The 15546-nt window shown below is 35.6% G+C and carries 14 protein-coding genes; 7 read left to right on the top strand and 7 right to left on the bottom strand.

All coding sequences use genetic code 11. The annotated features are described in order from the left end of the window. Positions 1-195 precede the first annotated feature (195 nt). Entirely contained in the window at positions 196-897 is a 702-nt protein-coding gene (locus ACAM30_RS15915; protein ID WP_369615576.1) for a DUF1003 domain-containing protein, read from the bottom strand. Between the two features lie 190 nt (positions 898-1087). Between ACAM30_RS15915 and ACAM30_RS15910 the strand changes: the two genes are divergently transcribed. Both ACAM30_RS15910 and cysM read left to right on the top strand, forming a co-directional pair. Continuing rightward, positions 1088-1879 (top strand): serine O-acetyltransferase, encoded by a 792-nt coding sequence (locus ACAM30_RS15910; RefSeq protein ID WP_369615575.1) that lies wholly within the window; start codon positions 1088-1090, stop codon positions 1877-1879. Between the two features lies 1 nt (position 1880). Further along, positions 1881-2768 carry a cysteine synthase CysM gene (cysM, locus tag ACAM30_RS15905; protein ID WP_369615574.1) on the top strand — a complete coding sequence of 296 codons (888 nt, stop codon included), beginning with the start codon at positions 1881-1883 and terminating at the stop codon, positions 2766-2768. A gap of 303 nt (positions 2769-3071) precedes the next feature. Here the strand turns inward: cysM and ACAM30_RS15900 are convergent, their stop codons facing one another. Beyond that, positions 3072-4121 (bottom strand): sensor histidine kinase, encoded by a 1050-nt coding sequence (locus ACAM30_RS15900; RefSeq protein ID WP_369615573.1) that lies wholly within the window; start codon positions 4119-4121, stop codon positions 3072-3074. Between the two features lie 162 nt (positions 4122-4283). On the opposite strand from ACAM30_RS15900, the gene rlmD reads away from it, so the two are divergent. Genes rlmD through ACAM30_RS15885 form a run of 3 tightly spaced genes read left to right on the top strand, consistent with a single transcriptional unit; the run spans position 4284 to position 7041 of the window. Next, positions 4284-5696 (top strand): 23S rRNA (uracil(1939)-C(5))-methyltransferase RlmD, encoded by a 1413-nt coding sequence (gene rlmD, locus ACAM30_RS15895; RefSeq protein WP_369615572.1) that lies wholly within the window; start codon positions 4284-4286, stop codon positions 5694-5696. Positions 5697-5708: 12 nt separating this feature from the next. Further along, positions 5709-6254 carry a DUF6452 family protein gene (locus ACAM30_RS15890; protein WP_089078323.1) on the top strand — a complete coding sequence of 182 codons (546 nt, stop codon included), beginning with the start codon at positions 5709-5711 and terminating at the stop codon, positions 6252-6254. Beyond that, positions 6226-7041, top strand: a complete 816-nt coding sequence (locus ACAM30_RS15885; protein WP_369615571.1) for a DUF6048 family protein — start codon at positions 6226-6228, stop codon at positions 7039-7041. Before ACAM30_RS15890 ends, ACAM30_RS15885 begins: the two co-directional genes overlap by 29 nt. A 284-nt stretch (positions 7042-7325) precedes the next feature. On the opposite strand, the gene ACAM30_RS15880 is transcribed toward ACAM30_RS15885, so the two are convergent. The 3 genes from ACAM30_RS15880 to ACAM30_RS15870 all read right to left on the bottom strand — a co-directional run bounded on the left by ACAM30_RS15880 (position 7326) and on the right by ACAM30_RS15870 (position 9673). Continuing rightward, positions 7326-8018: an aspartate/glutamate racemase family protein gene (locus ACAM30_RS15880; protein ID WP_369615570.1), complete on the bottom strand. Its 693-nt coding sequence runs from the start codon at positions 8016-8018 to the stop codon at positions 7326-7328. Positions 8019-8033: 15 nt separating this feature from the next. After that, on the bottom strand, positions 8034-8270 hold the full coding sequence (locus tag ACAM30_RS15875) for a hypothetical protein (RefSeq protein ID WP_369615569.1): 237 nt from the start codon (positions 8268-8270) through the stop codon (positions 8034-8036). 245 nt (positions 8271-8515) lie between these two features. Beyond that, a complete protein-coding gene (locus ACAM30_RS15870) occupies positions 8516-9673 on the bottom strand; it encodes a class I SAM-dependent RNA methyltransferase (protein WP_369615568.1) in 1158 nt (385 codons plus the stop codon). Positions 9674-9841: 168 nt separating this feature from the next. On the opposite strand from ACAM30_RS15870, the gene ACAM30_RS15865 reads away from it, so the two are divergent. Then, positions 9842-10606, top strand: coding sequence for a class I SAM-dependent methyltransferase (locus ACAM30_RS15865; RefSeq protein WP_369615567.1), 765 nt, complete (start codon positions 9842-9844; stop codon positions 10604-10606). A gap of 127 nt (positions 10607-10733) precedes the next feature. Next, complete coding sequence (locus ACAM30_RS15860) at positions 10734-11402, top strand: ZIP family metal transporter (RefSeq protein WP_369615566.1); 669 nt, start codon at positions 10734-10736, stop codon at positions 11400-11402. Positions 11403-11759: 357 nt separating this feature from the next. Here the strand turns inward: ACAM30_RS15860 and ACAM30_RS15855 are convergent, their stop codons facing one another. Together ACAM30_RS15855 and ACAM30_RS15850 are read right to left on the bottom strand one after the other, a co-directional pair. Then, positions 11760-14147 (bottom strand): TonB-dependent receptor, encoded by a 2388-nt coding sequence (locus ACAM30_RS15855; RefSeq protein ID WP_369615565.1) that lies wholly within the window; start codon positions 14145-14147, stop codon positions 11760-11762. Between the two features lie 154 nt (positions 14148-14301). After that, positions 14302-15450 (bottom strand): helix-turn-helix domain-containing protein, encoded by a 1149-nt coding sequence (locus ACAM30_RS15850; protein WP_369615564.1) that lies wholly within the window; start codon positions 15448-15450, stop codon positions 14302-14304. Positions 15451-15546: the final 96 nt, after the last annotated feature.

The raw sequence follows: 15546 nt of genomic DNA, 5'->3' as shown, positions 1-15546 counted from the left end.
TTTATTCTTACTTTTTCGAAATTATATTTTCGATCAAATGCAAAATAGAATTCAATCCAAAAGCCACTCCTTTCCTCCCCTTCTTTGCATCAAAAAAAAGCAAAATCCAACATTCTAAGTACCCTAATTTTCTTCAACCAGAAAATGCTCTTTTTAACCTTTTCGGATCTTTTACCCCCTCTCATTTTGTAAGAATCATTTCTTGATCTTATCTAAAATATCATTCATCATTTCGATTTGAACTTTTTGAATTTCGATCAATTCCTGTTGCTGATGCATGATCAAATGATCGATTTTATCATGAATCATTCTGATCTCTAATTCCGATTTAAGGTTGATCATATAATCTTTTTTAGCTCGATTTCGATCCTTCTCTTCCTGGCGATTCTGACTCATCATAATGACCGGCGCCTGCAATGCAGCAATACAAGACAAAATCAAATTGAGCAAAATAAACGGATAAGGGTCAAAACCTTTGTTGACCAAAATATAAACATTCGTGCCGATCCACACGATAATAAAAATCATAAAAGAAATAATAAACGTCCAGCTTCCGCCAAAATCTGCCACCTGATCTGCTACCTTCTGACCTAAATTTCTGGTTTCCGGCTCGTCTTCCGCAATACTAACAATTGATTTGTCTTCTTTTAACGAAGAAAGAACGCTTTGTTCGAGATCTGAAAGCACTCCGATTTCCGTTGACAAATAGTTCGATATATATCTTTGACGGTATTCATTCAATTCTTTCACAGCAATACAATCCTCATCGCTAAAAGAGGGATGATCTTTAATAATCAATCCTAAAATAGGGTCATGTATCGATTTTCCATAAATTTTATCGCTTTCAGGAAAGGAAATATCAGAAATAGCGCTTTTAAAAGTGGAGTTATTTTTCATTTTTACAATTTTTAACTGCTAATTTACACATTTAACTGCTTAAGAATGACATAAAAAAGAGCGGCTTACATTTCTTTTATTTATCACAAATACCACTTCCAAAAGAAAATTTCTTTGTAGAATTCATGCCTTTATTTACAAAAAACACCTTACTTTTAGCGTTTCTAAGTATTCATTCAATTTTACCATTTTGACAAAAGATTCCATCATACAAAACCTAAAAGCTTTAAAAAGTCATTCAAGCATAAATTATGGCATCAAAACCAAAACAGAAGATTTTACCGAAAAGCTTTTTTACACTCTCTTTGATTCAAATGCAGCTTTAGACGAAAGTATCAAAGAACTGGAGATTCGTTTTAAAGAAATTGCTGTTCTGGCCTGCAAAAAATCTGAAAATTCGTGTGATGCGATGTGGGATCGCTTTTTGGAAAAATTGCCCGGAGTTCTGGAAAAACTAAATCAGGACGCCGAATACATTCTTGAAAACGATCCGGCATCGAACAGCATCGACGAAGTTTATTTGGGATATCCCGGATTTTACGCGATCGCCATTTACCGATTAAGTCACGAATTGTATCGTCTGGATCTCTTACTTTTCTCAAGATTGATGAGTGAGTACGCGCATCGAATTACCGGAACTGACATTCATGCCGGGGCTGAGATTGCCTCTCCCTTTTTTATCGATCACGCTACAGGGATTGTAATTGGAGAAACTACTGTGATTAAAAAACACGTGAAAATCTATCAAGGTGTTACTTTAGGCGCTCTGAGCGTTAGCAAAGAAATGAAAAACGCCAAAAGACATCCGACTGTAGAAGCAAACGTTTGTATTTATGCCAATGCTACGATTTTGGGAGGTGAAACTATCATTGGTAAAAACAGTATTGTAGGCGGAAATGCATGGATCACTAAATCTATCCCCGAAGATTCAATCGTTTTAAACACCACTACAACTGAAGTTAAAATAAAAGAAAAAAAATAAAATGGGTCCACAGAAATTACTTAACCTAATTGGGAACACTCCATTGATGGAAACTGTCAATTTGGTTAAAAATAAAAATGTAAAGCTTTTACTGAAACTTGAAGGTAATAATCCCGGAGGAAGTGTAAAAGACAGAGCGGCATACAACATGATTGCTTCGGCTATTGAAAGAGGTGATATTAAAAAAGGTGACAAACTAATTGAAGCTACCAGCGGAAATACGGGAATTGCTCTGGCAATGATCGCACAATTGTTTCAAATTGAAATCGAATTGGTTTTACCTGAAGATTCTACAAAAGAGCGAACTCAAACGATGCGTGCTTATGGCGCCACAGTCATTTTAACGCCCGCTAGTGAAGGAATTATTGGCTCAAGGGACTATGCCGACAAAAAAGTTGCTCAGGGCGGTTATTTGATGCTAAATCAGTTCGCTAATGATGACAACTGGAAAGCGCATTACAAAACCACAGGTCCGGAAATCTGGAACGATACGGAAGGAACAGTAACTCATTTCGTTTCGGCAATGGGAACTACAGGAACTATTATCGGAACTTCTACTTATTTAAAAGAAAAAAACTCCAATATTCAAATCATCGGGGCTCAGCCTAGTGACGGATCTCAAATTCCGGGAATTAGAAAATGGCCGCAGGAATATTTACCTAAAATTTTTGATGCTTCGAAAGTAGATACTGTTATTGATGTGAGCGAAGAGGAAGCCAGAAAAATGACAAAAAGACTTGCTCTTGAAGAAGGTATCTTTGCCGGAATGAGCAGTGGAGGATCTGTAGCCGTTGCCTTAAAAATTGCTGAGCAATTGGAATCAGGAGTTATTGTTGCTGTGATTTGTGATCGTGGCGATCGTTATTTGTCTTCTGATTTATTTGACTAAAACAGCTTTATGGTTCTGAATTGATTTTTATTCAACAATTAAGATTCATTCAGAGCCATAAACTCGACATAAGAACTTCTCACATTTTTAACGCGGATTAGACGGATTCGCTAAAGCGAAAACACGAATTGACGCGAATTTATCATTTCACGAAAAAGTTTTCTGAATTGAGCTCCGAAGGAGCAAAATAAATATGGCACAATTATCCCCTGAAAAGAAAGAGCTCCAACGGAGCGCTACATTTCAGAATATTAAACAGTATCTAAAAATCTCAATAACAAGCAATAAACAATAAACCAAAATTTACAATTCAAACTCGATTCTAAATTCAGCGCCTTTGTTTCTACCTTCACTGGTTGCGGTTAATTTACCTTTATTTTTCTCAATTATTTTTTTACAGAGATACAGACCAATTCCGGTCGAAGATTCATTAGCGGTACCCAATCGGCTCATTTTTGTGAATTTTTTAAAGAGCTCATCAATTTGATTTTTGTCAAAACCAATTCCATTATCCGTAACTGTTACAATGAATTTTCCATCTTCAGTATAAATTCTCACTTTAACTTCGCTATCAAAATAAGAGAATTTAACGGCGTTACTAATCAAATTCACTAAAACCTGAACCAGTAAACCTTCGTCAATTCTTAGTTTTGCTTCAACCAGTTCTAAATTCAGACTTAATTTAATATTCTTATCGATCAGACGCTGTTCAACCTGTTCATTGATAAAAGGTAAGATATTAGGAAAGGTTATCATTCTGATCTCCAAATTCCCTTTCGCTACCCGATCCTGTTCCTGCAATAATTTAATAAAGTTTTCAATGTATCGAAACTGTAAATTGGTAGATTCGCAAATCAATTCTGCCAATTGGCGGACTGATTCTGATGGTTTTTCACTTATAATCAATCGCGCCAGTCCCTGCGGATTTCCGGCAAAATTTTTCAGATCGTGAGAAAGCATATAAATCAAATCCTGTTTTTCATTGATAAAACTTTCTGATTCATAAATCGATTCCTGAATGTTACACAAAAGTAAACCTGCCTCATCGCTATATTCTGTAGGCAAAATAGATAATCTTCTATTGTGTCGGTAATCGTCTAAGGCTTTCGAGGCTATTGAAATGGGTTTTATTAAGTGATTCAAAACCAAAAGCGTCACTAATGTCGCTAATAAGGTCATAACCAAAGAAAAAATCAAAATTGAGGTAGCCGAAACACTGTGATTGTAATACAGTACAAAGAATAAAATTCCTATCAGAGGGATATGAATACCAATAAACGCAACAAACAAAAATTTGAAAGCATAACTTTTCTTTAAAAAGCCAATTTGAGACAGATTATGGTACAACTTCATATAAGGACAACAATACTAATAGGTTATAAAAATGCAGTATTCGGGGCGATTGTTATAAACAAAGTTAACTTTTAAACTTGATTAAACCACTAAATTAGGCAATTTGATAAAATATTTTAAAAATTAAATTTATAAAAGTTTACAAACCCTTATTTTTGCGCTATGGGAAGAAAAAATACAGACAAAATTGTCTTTCATCAAATTCAGGTTCTTGATGCAGGAGCAAAAGGAGTATCAGTAGCAAAGGCTCCTGACGGAAAAGTAATCTTTATTCCGAATGTCGTTCCTGGCGATGTGGTAGACGTACAAACCTTTAAGAAAAGAAAAGCCTATTATGAAGGCAAAGCCGTAAAATTTCATGAATTATCAGAGCATCGTATCGAACCAATCTGCGATCATTTTGGTGTTTGTGGAGGATGTAAATGGCAAAATATGAAATACAGCCAGCAGCTGTATTACAAACAAAATGAGGTAAAAAATCACTTACAGCGTATCGGAAAAGTAGAACTTCCTGAGTTTGAAACCATTTTGGGTTCTGAAAAACAGTTTTTCTACAGAAACAAAATGGAATTTTCATTTTCTAACAGTCGTTGGTTAACTGAGAAAGAAATTGGAAGTACGGAAGATTTAGGAAACCGAAATGCTTTAGGATTCCATATCCCGAAAATGTGGGACAAAATTCTGGACATTCAAAAATGTCATTTACAGGAAGATCCTTCAAATGCCATCAGAAATGAGATCAGAGCTTTTGCGAACGAGCACAATATGGCTTTCTTCAATCCAAGAGAGCATTCCGGTTTATTGAGAACGGTAATGATTCGTACGGTATCTACAGGTGAAATTATGGTTTTGATCCAGTTTTTTGAAGACGATCAAAAAAACCGCGAATTGATTCTGGATCACCTTTACGAGAAGTTTCCACAGATTACCTCATTACAATACGTGATAAACGGGAAACAAAACGATACCATTTACGATCAGGATATCAAACTTTATAAAGGAAGAGACTATATACTGGAAGAAATGGAAGGTTTAAAATTCAGCATCAATGCTAAATCTTTCTACCAGACTAATTCAGATCAAGCCTACGAACTATACAAAATAACACGCGATTTCGCAGGTCTTACCGGAAACGAAACGGTATATGATTTGTATACCGGAACGGGAACTATTGCGCAATTTGTCTCAAAAAAGGCGAAAAAAGTAATTGGTGTAGAAAGTGTTCCTGAAGCGATTTTAGACGCTAAAGCAAATGCAGAGCGCAATAATATTACCAATTGTGAGTTTTTTGTTGGTGACATGAAAGTTGTTTTCAATGAAGCTTTTATCGCTCAGCACGGAAAACCGGATGTGATCATTACAGATCCACCAAGAGACGGTATGCATGCTGCGGTTGTTGATCAAATTTTGAAGATTGCTCCTAAAAAAGTCGTTTATGTGAGCTGTAATTCAGCAACTCAGGCACGTGATTTAGCTTTAATGGACGAAAAATACAAAGTAACCCGTGTTAGACCGGTTGATATGTTTCCGCAAACACACCATGTCGAAAATGTTGTACTTTTAGAACTTCGATAACAAAATATCTAAATGAAAAAAATAATCTCTCTTTTACTAATTTTCACCTTTGGTCTGTCCAGCTGTGAAAAAGATGACATCTGCGATGCCAACACGCCTACTACCCCACGGCTGGTGATTACATTTTATAAAGATGCCGAGCCTACTGTAAAAGAAAATGTAATAAATCTAAAAGTAACCGGAGAAGGAGAAAGTAAAGGAATTGTTTTCAACAAAAGCATAACTGACGAAACGAATCCTTTAAGATATGTAACCAATTCGAATACAATCTCAATACCCTTGAGAACAGACAAAAACACCACCACTTATGATCTTGTTTATAACTCTGAGAGCACCAATCCTGCTGCAAGAAACACTGATCGTATAACATTTAACTATACACATCAGGATGTTTATGTGTCAAGAGCCTGTGGTTTCAAAACCATTTTTACTCTTCCTGAAATAGGTCCTTTTGTACGTACTGATTCCGGAGGTGACGGATTATGGATAAAACAAATTTTTGTAAAGAAGTTTAATATCGAACTTGAAAATGAAACACACATTGAAATATATCTATAGTTTTTGTCTCCTGTTTTCAATATTCCTGAGTCAGGCTCAGGAAACATCGGACACAGCTGTACCTAAAGAGATCGAAAAAACAAAACCGAAAGCTCAGGCCGCTAAACCTGCTGTTAAGGAAACTAAACTGGATAGCATCAAAACGGATCGTTACGGACTTCGTGTGGGTGTAGATTTGTACAAATTAACTCGTGGATTGTACGACAATAACTACAAAGGTATTGAAGTTACCGGTGATTTTCGTCTGACCAAAAAATACTATCTGGCTGCCGAACTTGGTTTTGAAGACAAAACTACCGACGATGACCGATTAAACACTACCACTACCGGAACTTATATCAAAGGAGGTTTTGATTACAATTTATACCAAAACTGGCTGGATATGGAAAATTTAATCACCATTGGACTTCGAGGCGGTTTCAGTACTTTTAGCCAACAATTGAATACCTATAAAATTTACAACCCAAATCCTTACTGGGGAGAACAGCCGGCAATTGTTTCCGGTCAGAAATACAATGGTCTTACTGCAGGCTGGCTTGAAGTAGCATTGGGTGTAAAAGCAAAAGTTTTTAATAATGTATTTGTTGGTTTTGGAGTTCAGCTTAAACTATTGGCGGCCAATCAAAAACCTTCCGGATTTGATAACCTTTATATTCCGGGTTTCAACAGAACGTATGATGGTAGTTTCGGAATTGGTTTTAACTATACTGTTTCTTATTTCATTCCGCTTTACAAGAAAAAGACAATTATTCCTGAACTAATAAAAAAGGAAACTATTAAAAAATAATAAATTCCAATATTTAAAAAATTCCAAATTCCAAACGGTACAATTAGGTAGTGTTTGGAATTTGTTTTTTTTACCTAAATCTGATCCATAAAAGCGTGTCTTGCTGAACGGAGTCGAAAGCATCTGCCTGAGCGGAGTCGAAAGTGTCTGTCTGAGCGGAGTCGAAGACTGACACTACAGGATTAAAAAACAGAAAGTACTAAAAAAGATAAATTCCAAATAATACATATAATACTATTTAGAATTTATCTTTTTTTTTTTAATATTGGAATTTCTCCTAACTTTTATGACAATTGAAACTGAACTGCCGCCATAGAGTGAATTAAAGTGGTATCAAAAACCGGTACAGCAACATCTTCTGGTTTTATCACCAAAGGAATCTCGGTACAGCCTAAAATAATCCCCTCAGCGCCTTCTGCTATCAATTGATTGGCAATTTCTAAATAGCGCTTTTTTGTTGGCTCCGTTACCAAACCTCTTCCCAATTCCTCAAAGATTGTAGTATGCATAAAATCGCGGTCGGCATCACTCTTCGGAATAATCGTTTCGATTCCATTTTCGGTTAATTTGTCTTTAAAAAAGTCAAGTTCCATAGTAAACTTCGTTCCCATCAAACCTACTTTTTTGACTTCCTTTTTCTGAATCGCTGATGCGGTTACGGTCGCAATGTGAATAATTGGCAAATCGATCGCTTTCTCCAATCGGTCAGCAATCAAATGCATGGTATTCGCACACAAAACAATAGCTTCTGCCCCGCTCTGCTTAAGAAACTGACATCCTTTTAAAAGCAAATTAAAAGTTGCGTCCCAATCATTGGCATCATTGTTCTTTTTAATGTCGGCATAATTGAACGAATAAATCAGACACTCTGAGAAATTAAGTCCTCCCAGCTCATTATTAATTCCTTCGTTTATAAGTTTGTAATAATCTGCTGTAGAAACCCAGCTAATTCCGCCTATAAGTCCAATTATCCTCATATAAAAATCAATTAATTATCCAATTTCTCTGATTCCTTTTATAAAAATCCATTTCATGAAAAGCTTTTCTCCATCTTTAGTCTTTACAGACTGAAACTTAGGAGAAATCAATGTAGCGACAATAAAAGCGGTCATCGGAATCCAAAATCCCGTTAATCCGGTATAAGAAGCTACTAAAAATCTAAATAAAATAAATAGAATTGCGAAACATCCCAATTGGTATAAAAAAGCTCTTACTTGTAGTTTAGTCATTTTTTTTAAGTTGCTAAGGTTCTGAGGGGCTAAGGCTCTAAGTTTATACTTTGTGCATTCCTTTGCCTTTTTTTTTTAGACCTTAAATTATTATTATTTTTTAAAGATCCTGAGGTTCTGAGGGGCTAAGGTTCTAAGTTTATATTTTGTGCATTCCTTCTCCTTTTTTTTAAAAACCTAAATTCTTTTTAAGGTCCTAAGATACTACGATTCTTAGAGTCTTAGAAACTTAGTATCTTAGAAGCTTAGACCTGAAATTTCGTTCTCTTACTTCCCTCGTACATCTCGTATTTTACCAGACGTGCTTCAAGACTTCCGTTGAAAAGTTTAATTTTTCGGGATGGTTTTAAGCCTACAAATTTCAGAGCCTCAAGATTGGCGGTAATAAACCAGGCGTTTGTACCCGGGTAGCTTTTCTTTAGAGTATCTCCTATGTTTTTATAGAATTTTTCCATGTGAATGTCCAGACGCTCATCGTAAGGCGGATTGAAAACCATGTGCAACTTTCCTTCTACCGCTTTTTCAGTATCAAAAAAGTTATCCTCACTTACCGTAACGTAATCTTCCAAATTAGCGTTTCGGATATTGTCTTTGGCTTTGTTTACAGCACTTGGCGCTTTATCAAACCCTTTTATGGTATAATGAAACTCTTTTGTTTTCTTCATCAGGCTGTTTACAATCTGATCAAAAAGATCGTTGTCCCAGTCTTTCCATTTTTCGAAGGCAAACTCTTTACGATTGATATTCGCCGGAATATTGCAGGCAATCATAGCGGCCTCTGCCAGAAAAGTTCCGGAACCACACATTGGATCCACAAAATGACTTTGTCCTTCCCATCCTGATAACAATAGTACTCCGGCAGCCAAAACTTCGTTGATTGGCGCAATATTAGTCGCAGTTCGGTAACCTCTCTGATGCAATGAATTCCCTGAAGTATCCAACGCAACCGAAACCTGGTCTTTATCGATATGCACATTAATTCTTAAATCCGGAAAAGCTTTATCGATACTCGGACGCTGCCCGGTTCTTTCTCTAAACTGATCTACGATAGCATCTTTACACTTTTGAGAAACAAATTCAGAGTGATTGAAATAAGTGGAGTGTACGGTCGCGTCAATCACAAAAGTCTGATTGGCATTTAATAATTTGGACCAGTTTACACCCGAAATTCCTTTGTACAGTGCCTGCTCATTATTAGCTCTGAACGAATAAATAGGTTTTAGAATTTTAAGTGCAGTACGAAGCGATAAATTAGCTTTATACATGAAACCTTTATCTCCTTTAAAACTCACCATTCGCACTCCTTTCTCGACATTCTGAGCGCCAAGAGTACGCAATTCATTTTCTAATATTTCTTCAAAACCAAAAAAACATTTGGCTATCATTCTAAAATTTTCTTCCATCTTTATTTTTGAATTATTTCAAATGTACTGCTGTTGATCTCTGCATCTGCATATTCGTACACCTGCTGCATTTCCGCAAGGATTCATAGAGGTATCGTTGCGAAATAGTTATTTTTCGGCAAAAATACACTAAATTTGCCGGACTTTGAATTAATTGAAATAGAATAAATGTCTGAAGCAGCAAACTCATCCTCACCAAATCAGGAACGTAATACCGAAAATTGGTTTACTTCATGGTTTGATACTCCATATTACCATATTCTTTATAAAGACCGAAATTATCGCGAAGCTCAGATTTTCATGGACAATTTAACCCATTATCTGAATTTGCCTGAAAAAGCAAAAGTACTTGATCTGGCTTGCGGAAAAGGTCGTCACTCTATCTACTTAAACCAGCTTGGATTTAACGTCTTAGGTGCTGATTTGTCTGAAAACAGCATTGCCGAAGCTACAAAAAACAGTAACGAAACACTGCATTTTAAAGTGCACGATATGCGTGAACCTTTTGAAGAAAAGTTTGATGCTATCTTTAATTTGTTTACCAGTTTTGGGTATTTTGAAAGTGACGACGATAATTTAACCACGCTTAAAGCCATTAAAGAAAGTTTATCTGAATACGGTTTTGCGGTAATCGACTTTATGAACGTTACTCAGGTTATCGAAACCTTGGTACCTGAAGAGGTAAAAAATGTGGACGGAATTGATTTCAAAATCAAAAGGTATGTAGAAGACGGACATATTTTTAAAGAAATAGATTTTGAGGATCAGGGAAGAAATTACCATTTCACAGAAAAAGTAAAAGCCTTAACTTTAAAAGATTTTGAAGAGTTAATGGCCGAAGCCGGGATTTTCCTGTTGGATATTTTTGGAGATTATAAACTCAAAAAATTCCACAAAACCGAAAGCGAACGATTAATCATGATTTTTAAATAGATTTCTTCGTTAATTTGTTTAATCGTTAATTTGTTTAACTGGCCAATAAAAAAGTCTGGCACTTACACATCGATTTAACAAATCAACGATTAAACGGTTAAACAAAAAAACGGTTAAAAAATAAAAAATGAATTATCTACTACCTTTATTTTCTGTACTTTTAGGTTATATGGTCGCTTTGTTTTTAAAACCAAAGAGCAAAACCAATCTAAAACTGCTGCTTGCATTTAGCGGTTCATTTTTATTATCCTTAACCGTAATGCATCTGCTACCGGAAGTTTACGAAACCCATAAACACAATATTGGTATCTTTATCATGCTTGGAATTTTATTCCAGATCATACTGGAATTTTTCTCTAAGGGAGCCGAACATGGGCACGTTCATGGGCACGCTAAGATGTCACAGATTCCGTGGCTGCTCTTTACCAGCTTGTGTATTCATGCTTTTCTGGAAGGTTTCCCCGTCAGCCATCACCATGGTCTGGCGCTTGGAATTGCCATTCATCATTTACCAATTGCCGTAATTCTGACAACCTTTTTTATCAATGCAGAGCTGAATAAAAAAGCTATTTTTGCCTTTATGCTTGCTTTTGCGGTTATGACACCGCTGGGCACCGTTGCCTCTGAATATTTACCGATTCTAAGCAAATATTACACTGAAATCACCGCCATCGTTATCGGAATTCTGTTTCACATTTCCTCCACCATCATCTTCGAAAGCAGTGAAGGACATAAATTCAATGTTGCCAAAGTTTCGATGATTGTTCTGGGAATTCTTCTGGCTTTTATATTGTAGTTTTTATACCTAGAAACATAGTTTTTTTGTGTACAGGAGTGACATTTCATCTGTTCTATTATAAGCTTACGCCCTTTCAGGGCTTAAACAATAATCATTATCTTTCATAGCGCTCCGCACTATGCTTCGGCTAAAGCTCTTTCAGAGCAAAATGTTTCGGGCGGGTATTTACACACATAAAACCAAACTCGCCATATCCTTTTACAAATGAATCCTTAGAAAAACAAAACTTCCACCTCTATCTGTCACACCCCATCTTTCACATTTTACACCTCACATCTTACATCTTACATCTTACATCTTACATCTTACATCTTACATCTTACATCTCACAACTCACATCACACATTCCACTCCCTAATTCCCTGTTCTGTTTTTCTCCTCCTGATTTCCAAAATCACGCTGTTTCACATTAATTTTTTTGTTCCCAAAATTGTAGATCACCGATAAGCGTACAAATCGATTTGAAAAATTCTGACTGTATACCTGCTTTACACCATTTACAACCGAAACTAAATCTTTTAAATAAGAGGTATTGAAAATATCATTGGCTAAAAAAGCAATCTGTAGCGTTTTATTCAGCATATCCTGTTTAAAACCAATATCAAAACTCGACATATACCCTGTTTTGTACAAACCACTTCGGGAAGGTGTATTGTAATTAAAATCAATTTGAAGTTTAGAGTTTTTACCTAATGAAAAAGTATTGTTCGTTGAAAAATTAATTTCAAGACTATTGGATGGCGTGGCATTAATAGCTGTAATAAACTTCGTTTTTGATCCTAAGAAATATAACGTGTTTTCACTTTGCCACCAGTCTGCAAAATTAGCCGAATAACTCTCTCCAACTCCATATTTCAGGTCCCTGAAATAATTCTCTCTGGTTACAATTTGCGTATTGGTTTCGGGAATTGAGGTAAAAATCACGCCATAACCGTCATTGATCACATTCAAGAAAACATTGGTTCGCAAAACTCCTTTATACGAATGAGTAAGCTCAAAATTATCACTAAAAGAAGGTCTTAAAAACGGATTTCCTTCTGAATAACTGTTGCTGTTAATATAGTTACGAAATGGATTCAACAGATCAAACTGAGGTCGGCTGATTCTTTTACCATAATTGAAGCTAAAATTATTATTCTCATTTTCTTTGTACGAAACATAAACCGTCGGAAATAATCTCAGATAATTATTTTTTGTTTCCTCGTTTAAGGTTTCTGAAAAACCACTCGTTTGGGTATTTTCAAGGCGCAATCCCAATTGAAGATTCCATTTATCATTGATTTTTTTATCTCCGTTAACGTACACTGACTGATTGTTCTCCGTATAGCTGAATCGGTTGGACTGATTAGGATCCAGTTCCGGCGTTCCTGTAATCGTGTTGTAGTAAAGTACATAACTCTTACTGTTGGTAAAACTCATTTTTGTACCATACGACAAATTAAATGCAGTGAGCGGATGTTCCATATCAGCCTTAAAGCTCCAGTTATCAATATCCTGATCGGAAATATTTCTTGCCGACTGGTTAATACCTGCAAATGAATTATCTGGTCTGTAATTGTAGGCGATTGCATTTCGGTCGAATTTTGAATTGTAATTAAAATAATCCACATCAAAAGACAATTTTCTGCCTAAAGAATCCAATTTGGCAATCAAATGCCCGTGATAAGTCTGATTGCCGGACTTTTTGTCTACAAAACTATTGTTCAGGATATAATTGTCTAACTCCTTTTTAGTATTGTAATTATTAATTCTGATATCCGACTTAAAATCCGGATTACTTCTGTCTTTTAAAACCTGAAATCCCACGGTTATGCGATCTGAAAAATCATAATCCAAAGCTATTTTTCCGGACAGACTTTCATCGGTAAATTTTGTATTGATAATCATCTCAGAAAGTCCATCAGGGAAGTACATATCCAGAAATTCGTCAGCAAATCTGTGTCCTTTCTTTCCATTAATACTGGCAGAAAATCTGAACTTATTTTTGTTGTAAAAGAAATTATCTCTTAAAGTCAAAGCGCCATATTTATTCTGATCATAAGTTGCTGTGGAAGTGTTTTTCCAGGAATTTCGGGTACCTTTTTTCAGTACAATATTAATAAGTCCTCCCGTACCTTCGGCTTCATATTTTGAGGGAGGTGTACTAATAATTTCAATGTTTTTAATATCTGCCGCCGATATCGATTTTAAATAGTTATTCAATTCCTCTCCGGTTAATTCAACGATACGTCCGTCAATCATCACACGGGAGGTCCCTTTGCCTAATATACTGATCGTCTCTTTTTGAACCACAACACCAGGCGCTGTATTGATCGCGCTTAAAGCATCGCCGCCAACATTTATCACATTATTTTCGAGATTATAAACCAAACGGTCTGTTTTTTGTTCGATGGTGTTCTTTTTAGTTTTAATGACCACTTCTCCCAGCCGGGTAGTATTCTCTTTCATAACTATGGTTTCTAAATCGGTATCTTTTTCAATCACGATCTGCTTTTCGTAGTCTACAAATCCCAACAAACTTATTCCAATTTTGTAAAGGCCTTCTTTTAAGTTAAGTTCAAAAGAACCGTCCGGCTTGCTGGTTGTTCCTTCTATAATTTTTCCTTCTGAATTGAATACGGAAACATCTGCCCATTCTAATGCAGTTGTTTCACTGGCAATTTTTCCTTTTAATTTTGCAGTAGTTTGTGCTAAACCTAACACCGGTAATACTAAAATAATAAGGAGATACACTTTTTTCATGATTTCTGGTTTTAACTTGTTCGATTAATTATGAAGCAAAGTTGTTGCAGAAATTTTCGGAATTCGACCGACAAAAAAAAGTCGAACTCATTTTCTCAACAGAAATGAGTTCGACTTTTTTCGTCACGAAGTAGTACTTTATGCAAAGCCTTTATTATGAGGCATTCCGATAAGCTGTAGGGGTTAAATTCGTATATTTTTTAAAAGAGGTATTAAACGAAGATTTGGAATTAAAACCTACTTCATACAAAATTTCCAAAACCGTAAGCTGACTTTTGGACTGGTCTTTCAGGATATTCATTGCTTTTTGAATGCGATATTCGTTTACAAAATCAAAAAAATGCTGATCGATATGATGATTAATTAATACGGATAAATCCCGAACCGGAATATTGATTTGATTCGAAAGCTCCTGAATGGTAAGCGACGGATCCAGAAAAGGTTCTTTTTCGGTCATATAAAGTTTCAACGCCGCGATCTGACCGGAAATCGCTTCGTTCTGATGCTCTTTCTCTTCAGCAGCAGTATTATTTTTTGCCGGAAGAATATCTTTGGCCAATTGCAGTTTAGAATCAATCCCTCTAAAAAGTTCCGGTTCATTCAGGGCTTTTAGTACAAACCAACAAGTTATCACTAATACCATCAGCTGTAAGAGCACGTTGGTCCAAATCCATAACGAATCAAAATTTACATACCTCAAAGCATTCTTTATGATACACAAATAATACAGGACAAAGAATATAGCCGCTATCTGAAGCAGCCATTTAAAAGCAGAGCTTTTGGGATTGGTATAATTTTCCTCATATATTGCTTTGTATCTTTTTAAGGCCAAAGCGACTCCAATACTGTAAAATACAATCTGCAAGGCCAAAGCAAGAAACAAGAAGAACATTTCCGGCGATTGATCACGCTGGCTGTAAAACACTATTTTTTTGGCGTTCGTTAAAAAGTAAAGTCTGAACAGATAAAACACATTCAGGAGTGCAAATGGAATTGCATGCAGTAAATGTTTCGGTTTCAATCTAAAATCCGCGAAACAAACAGATAAAACATACAGATAGAAAAAAGGCAAAACCAGAGAACAAGCCGTCCATCTTAAAAATTCTAAACTAAAATGGGCTTTAATAAATCCATCGTCAATAAAAATTCCGCTATTATCAAGGGCAAAAAATATTAAATAAAAAGCAAACAGACGATTTGCTAATTTGTTCTTTGTTTGTACAGTGAGTAAAAAAAAGGCCAGTAAAAAGGAAACAAAGACTGATATTTTTGCGATACTCGTTAAAAAGCTAATTATATCCATTCCAAATTTTTAATTATTTAACAAATATAATGTTTTAGTTGTTTTAATAAAGGTTCAATCTAGCAATCATTTCATCAGAAATTACAACAAAAAAAT

Source organism: Flavobacterium sp. CFS9 (assembly GCF_041154745.1).
GTDB lineage: Bacteria > Bacteroidota > Bacteroidia > Flavobacteriales > Flavobacteriaceae > Flavobacterium.
Note: the sequence above shows the minus strand (reverse complement) of the source record. Positions and strands in the feature narration are given on the sequence as shown.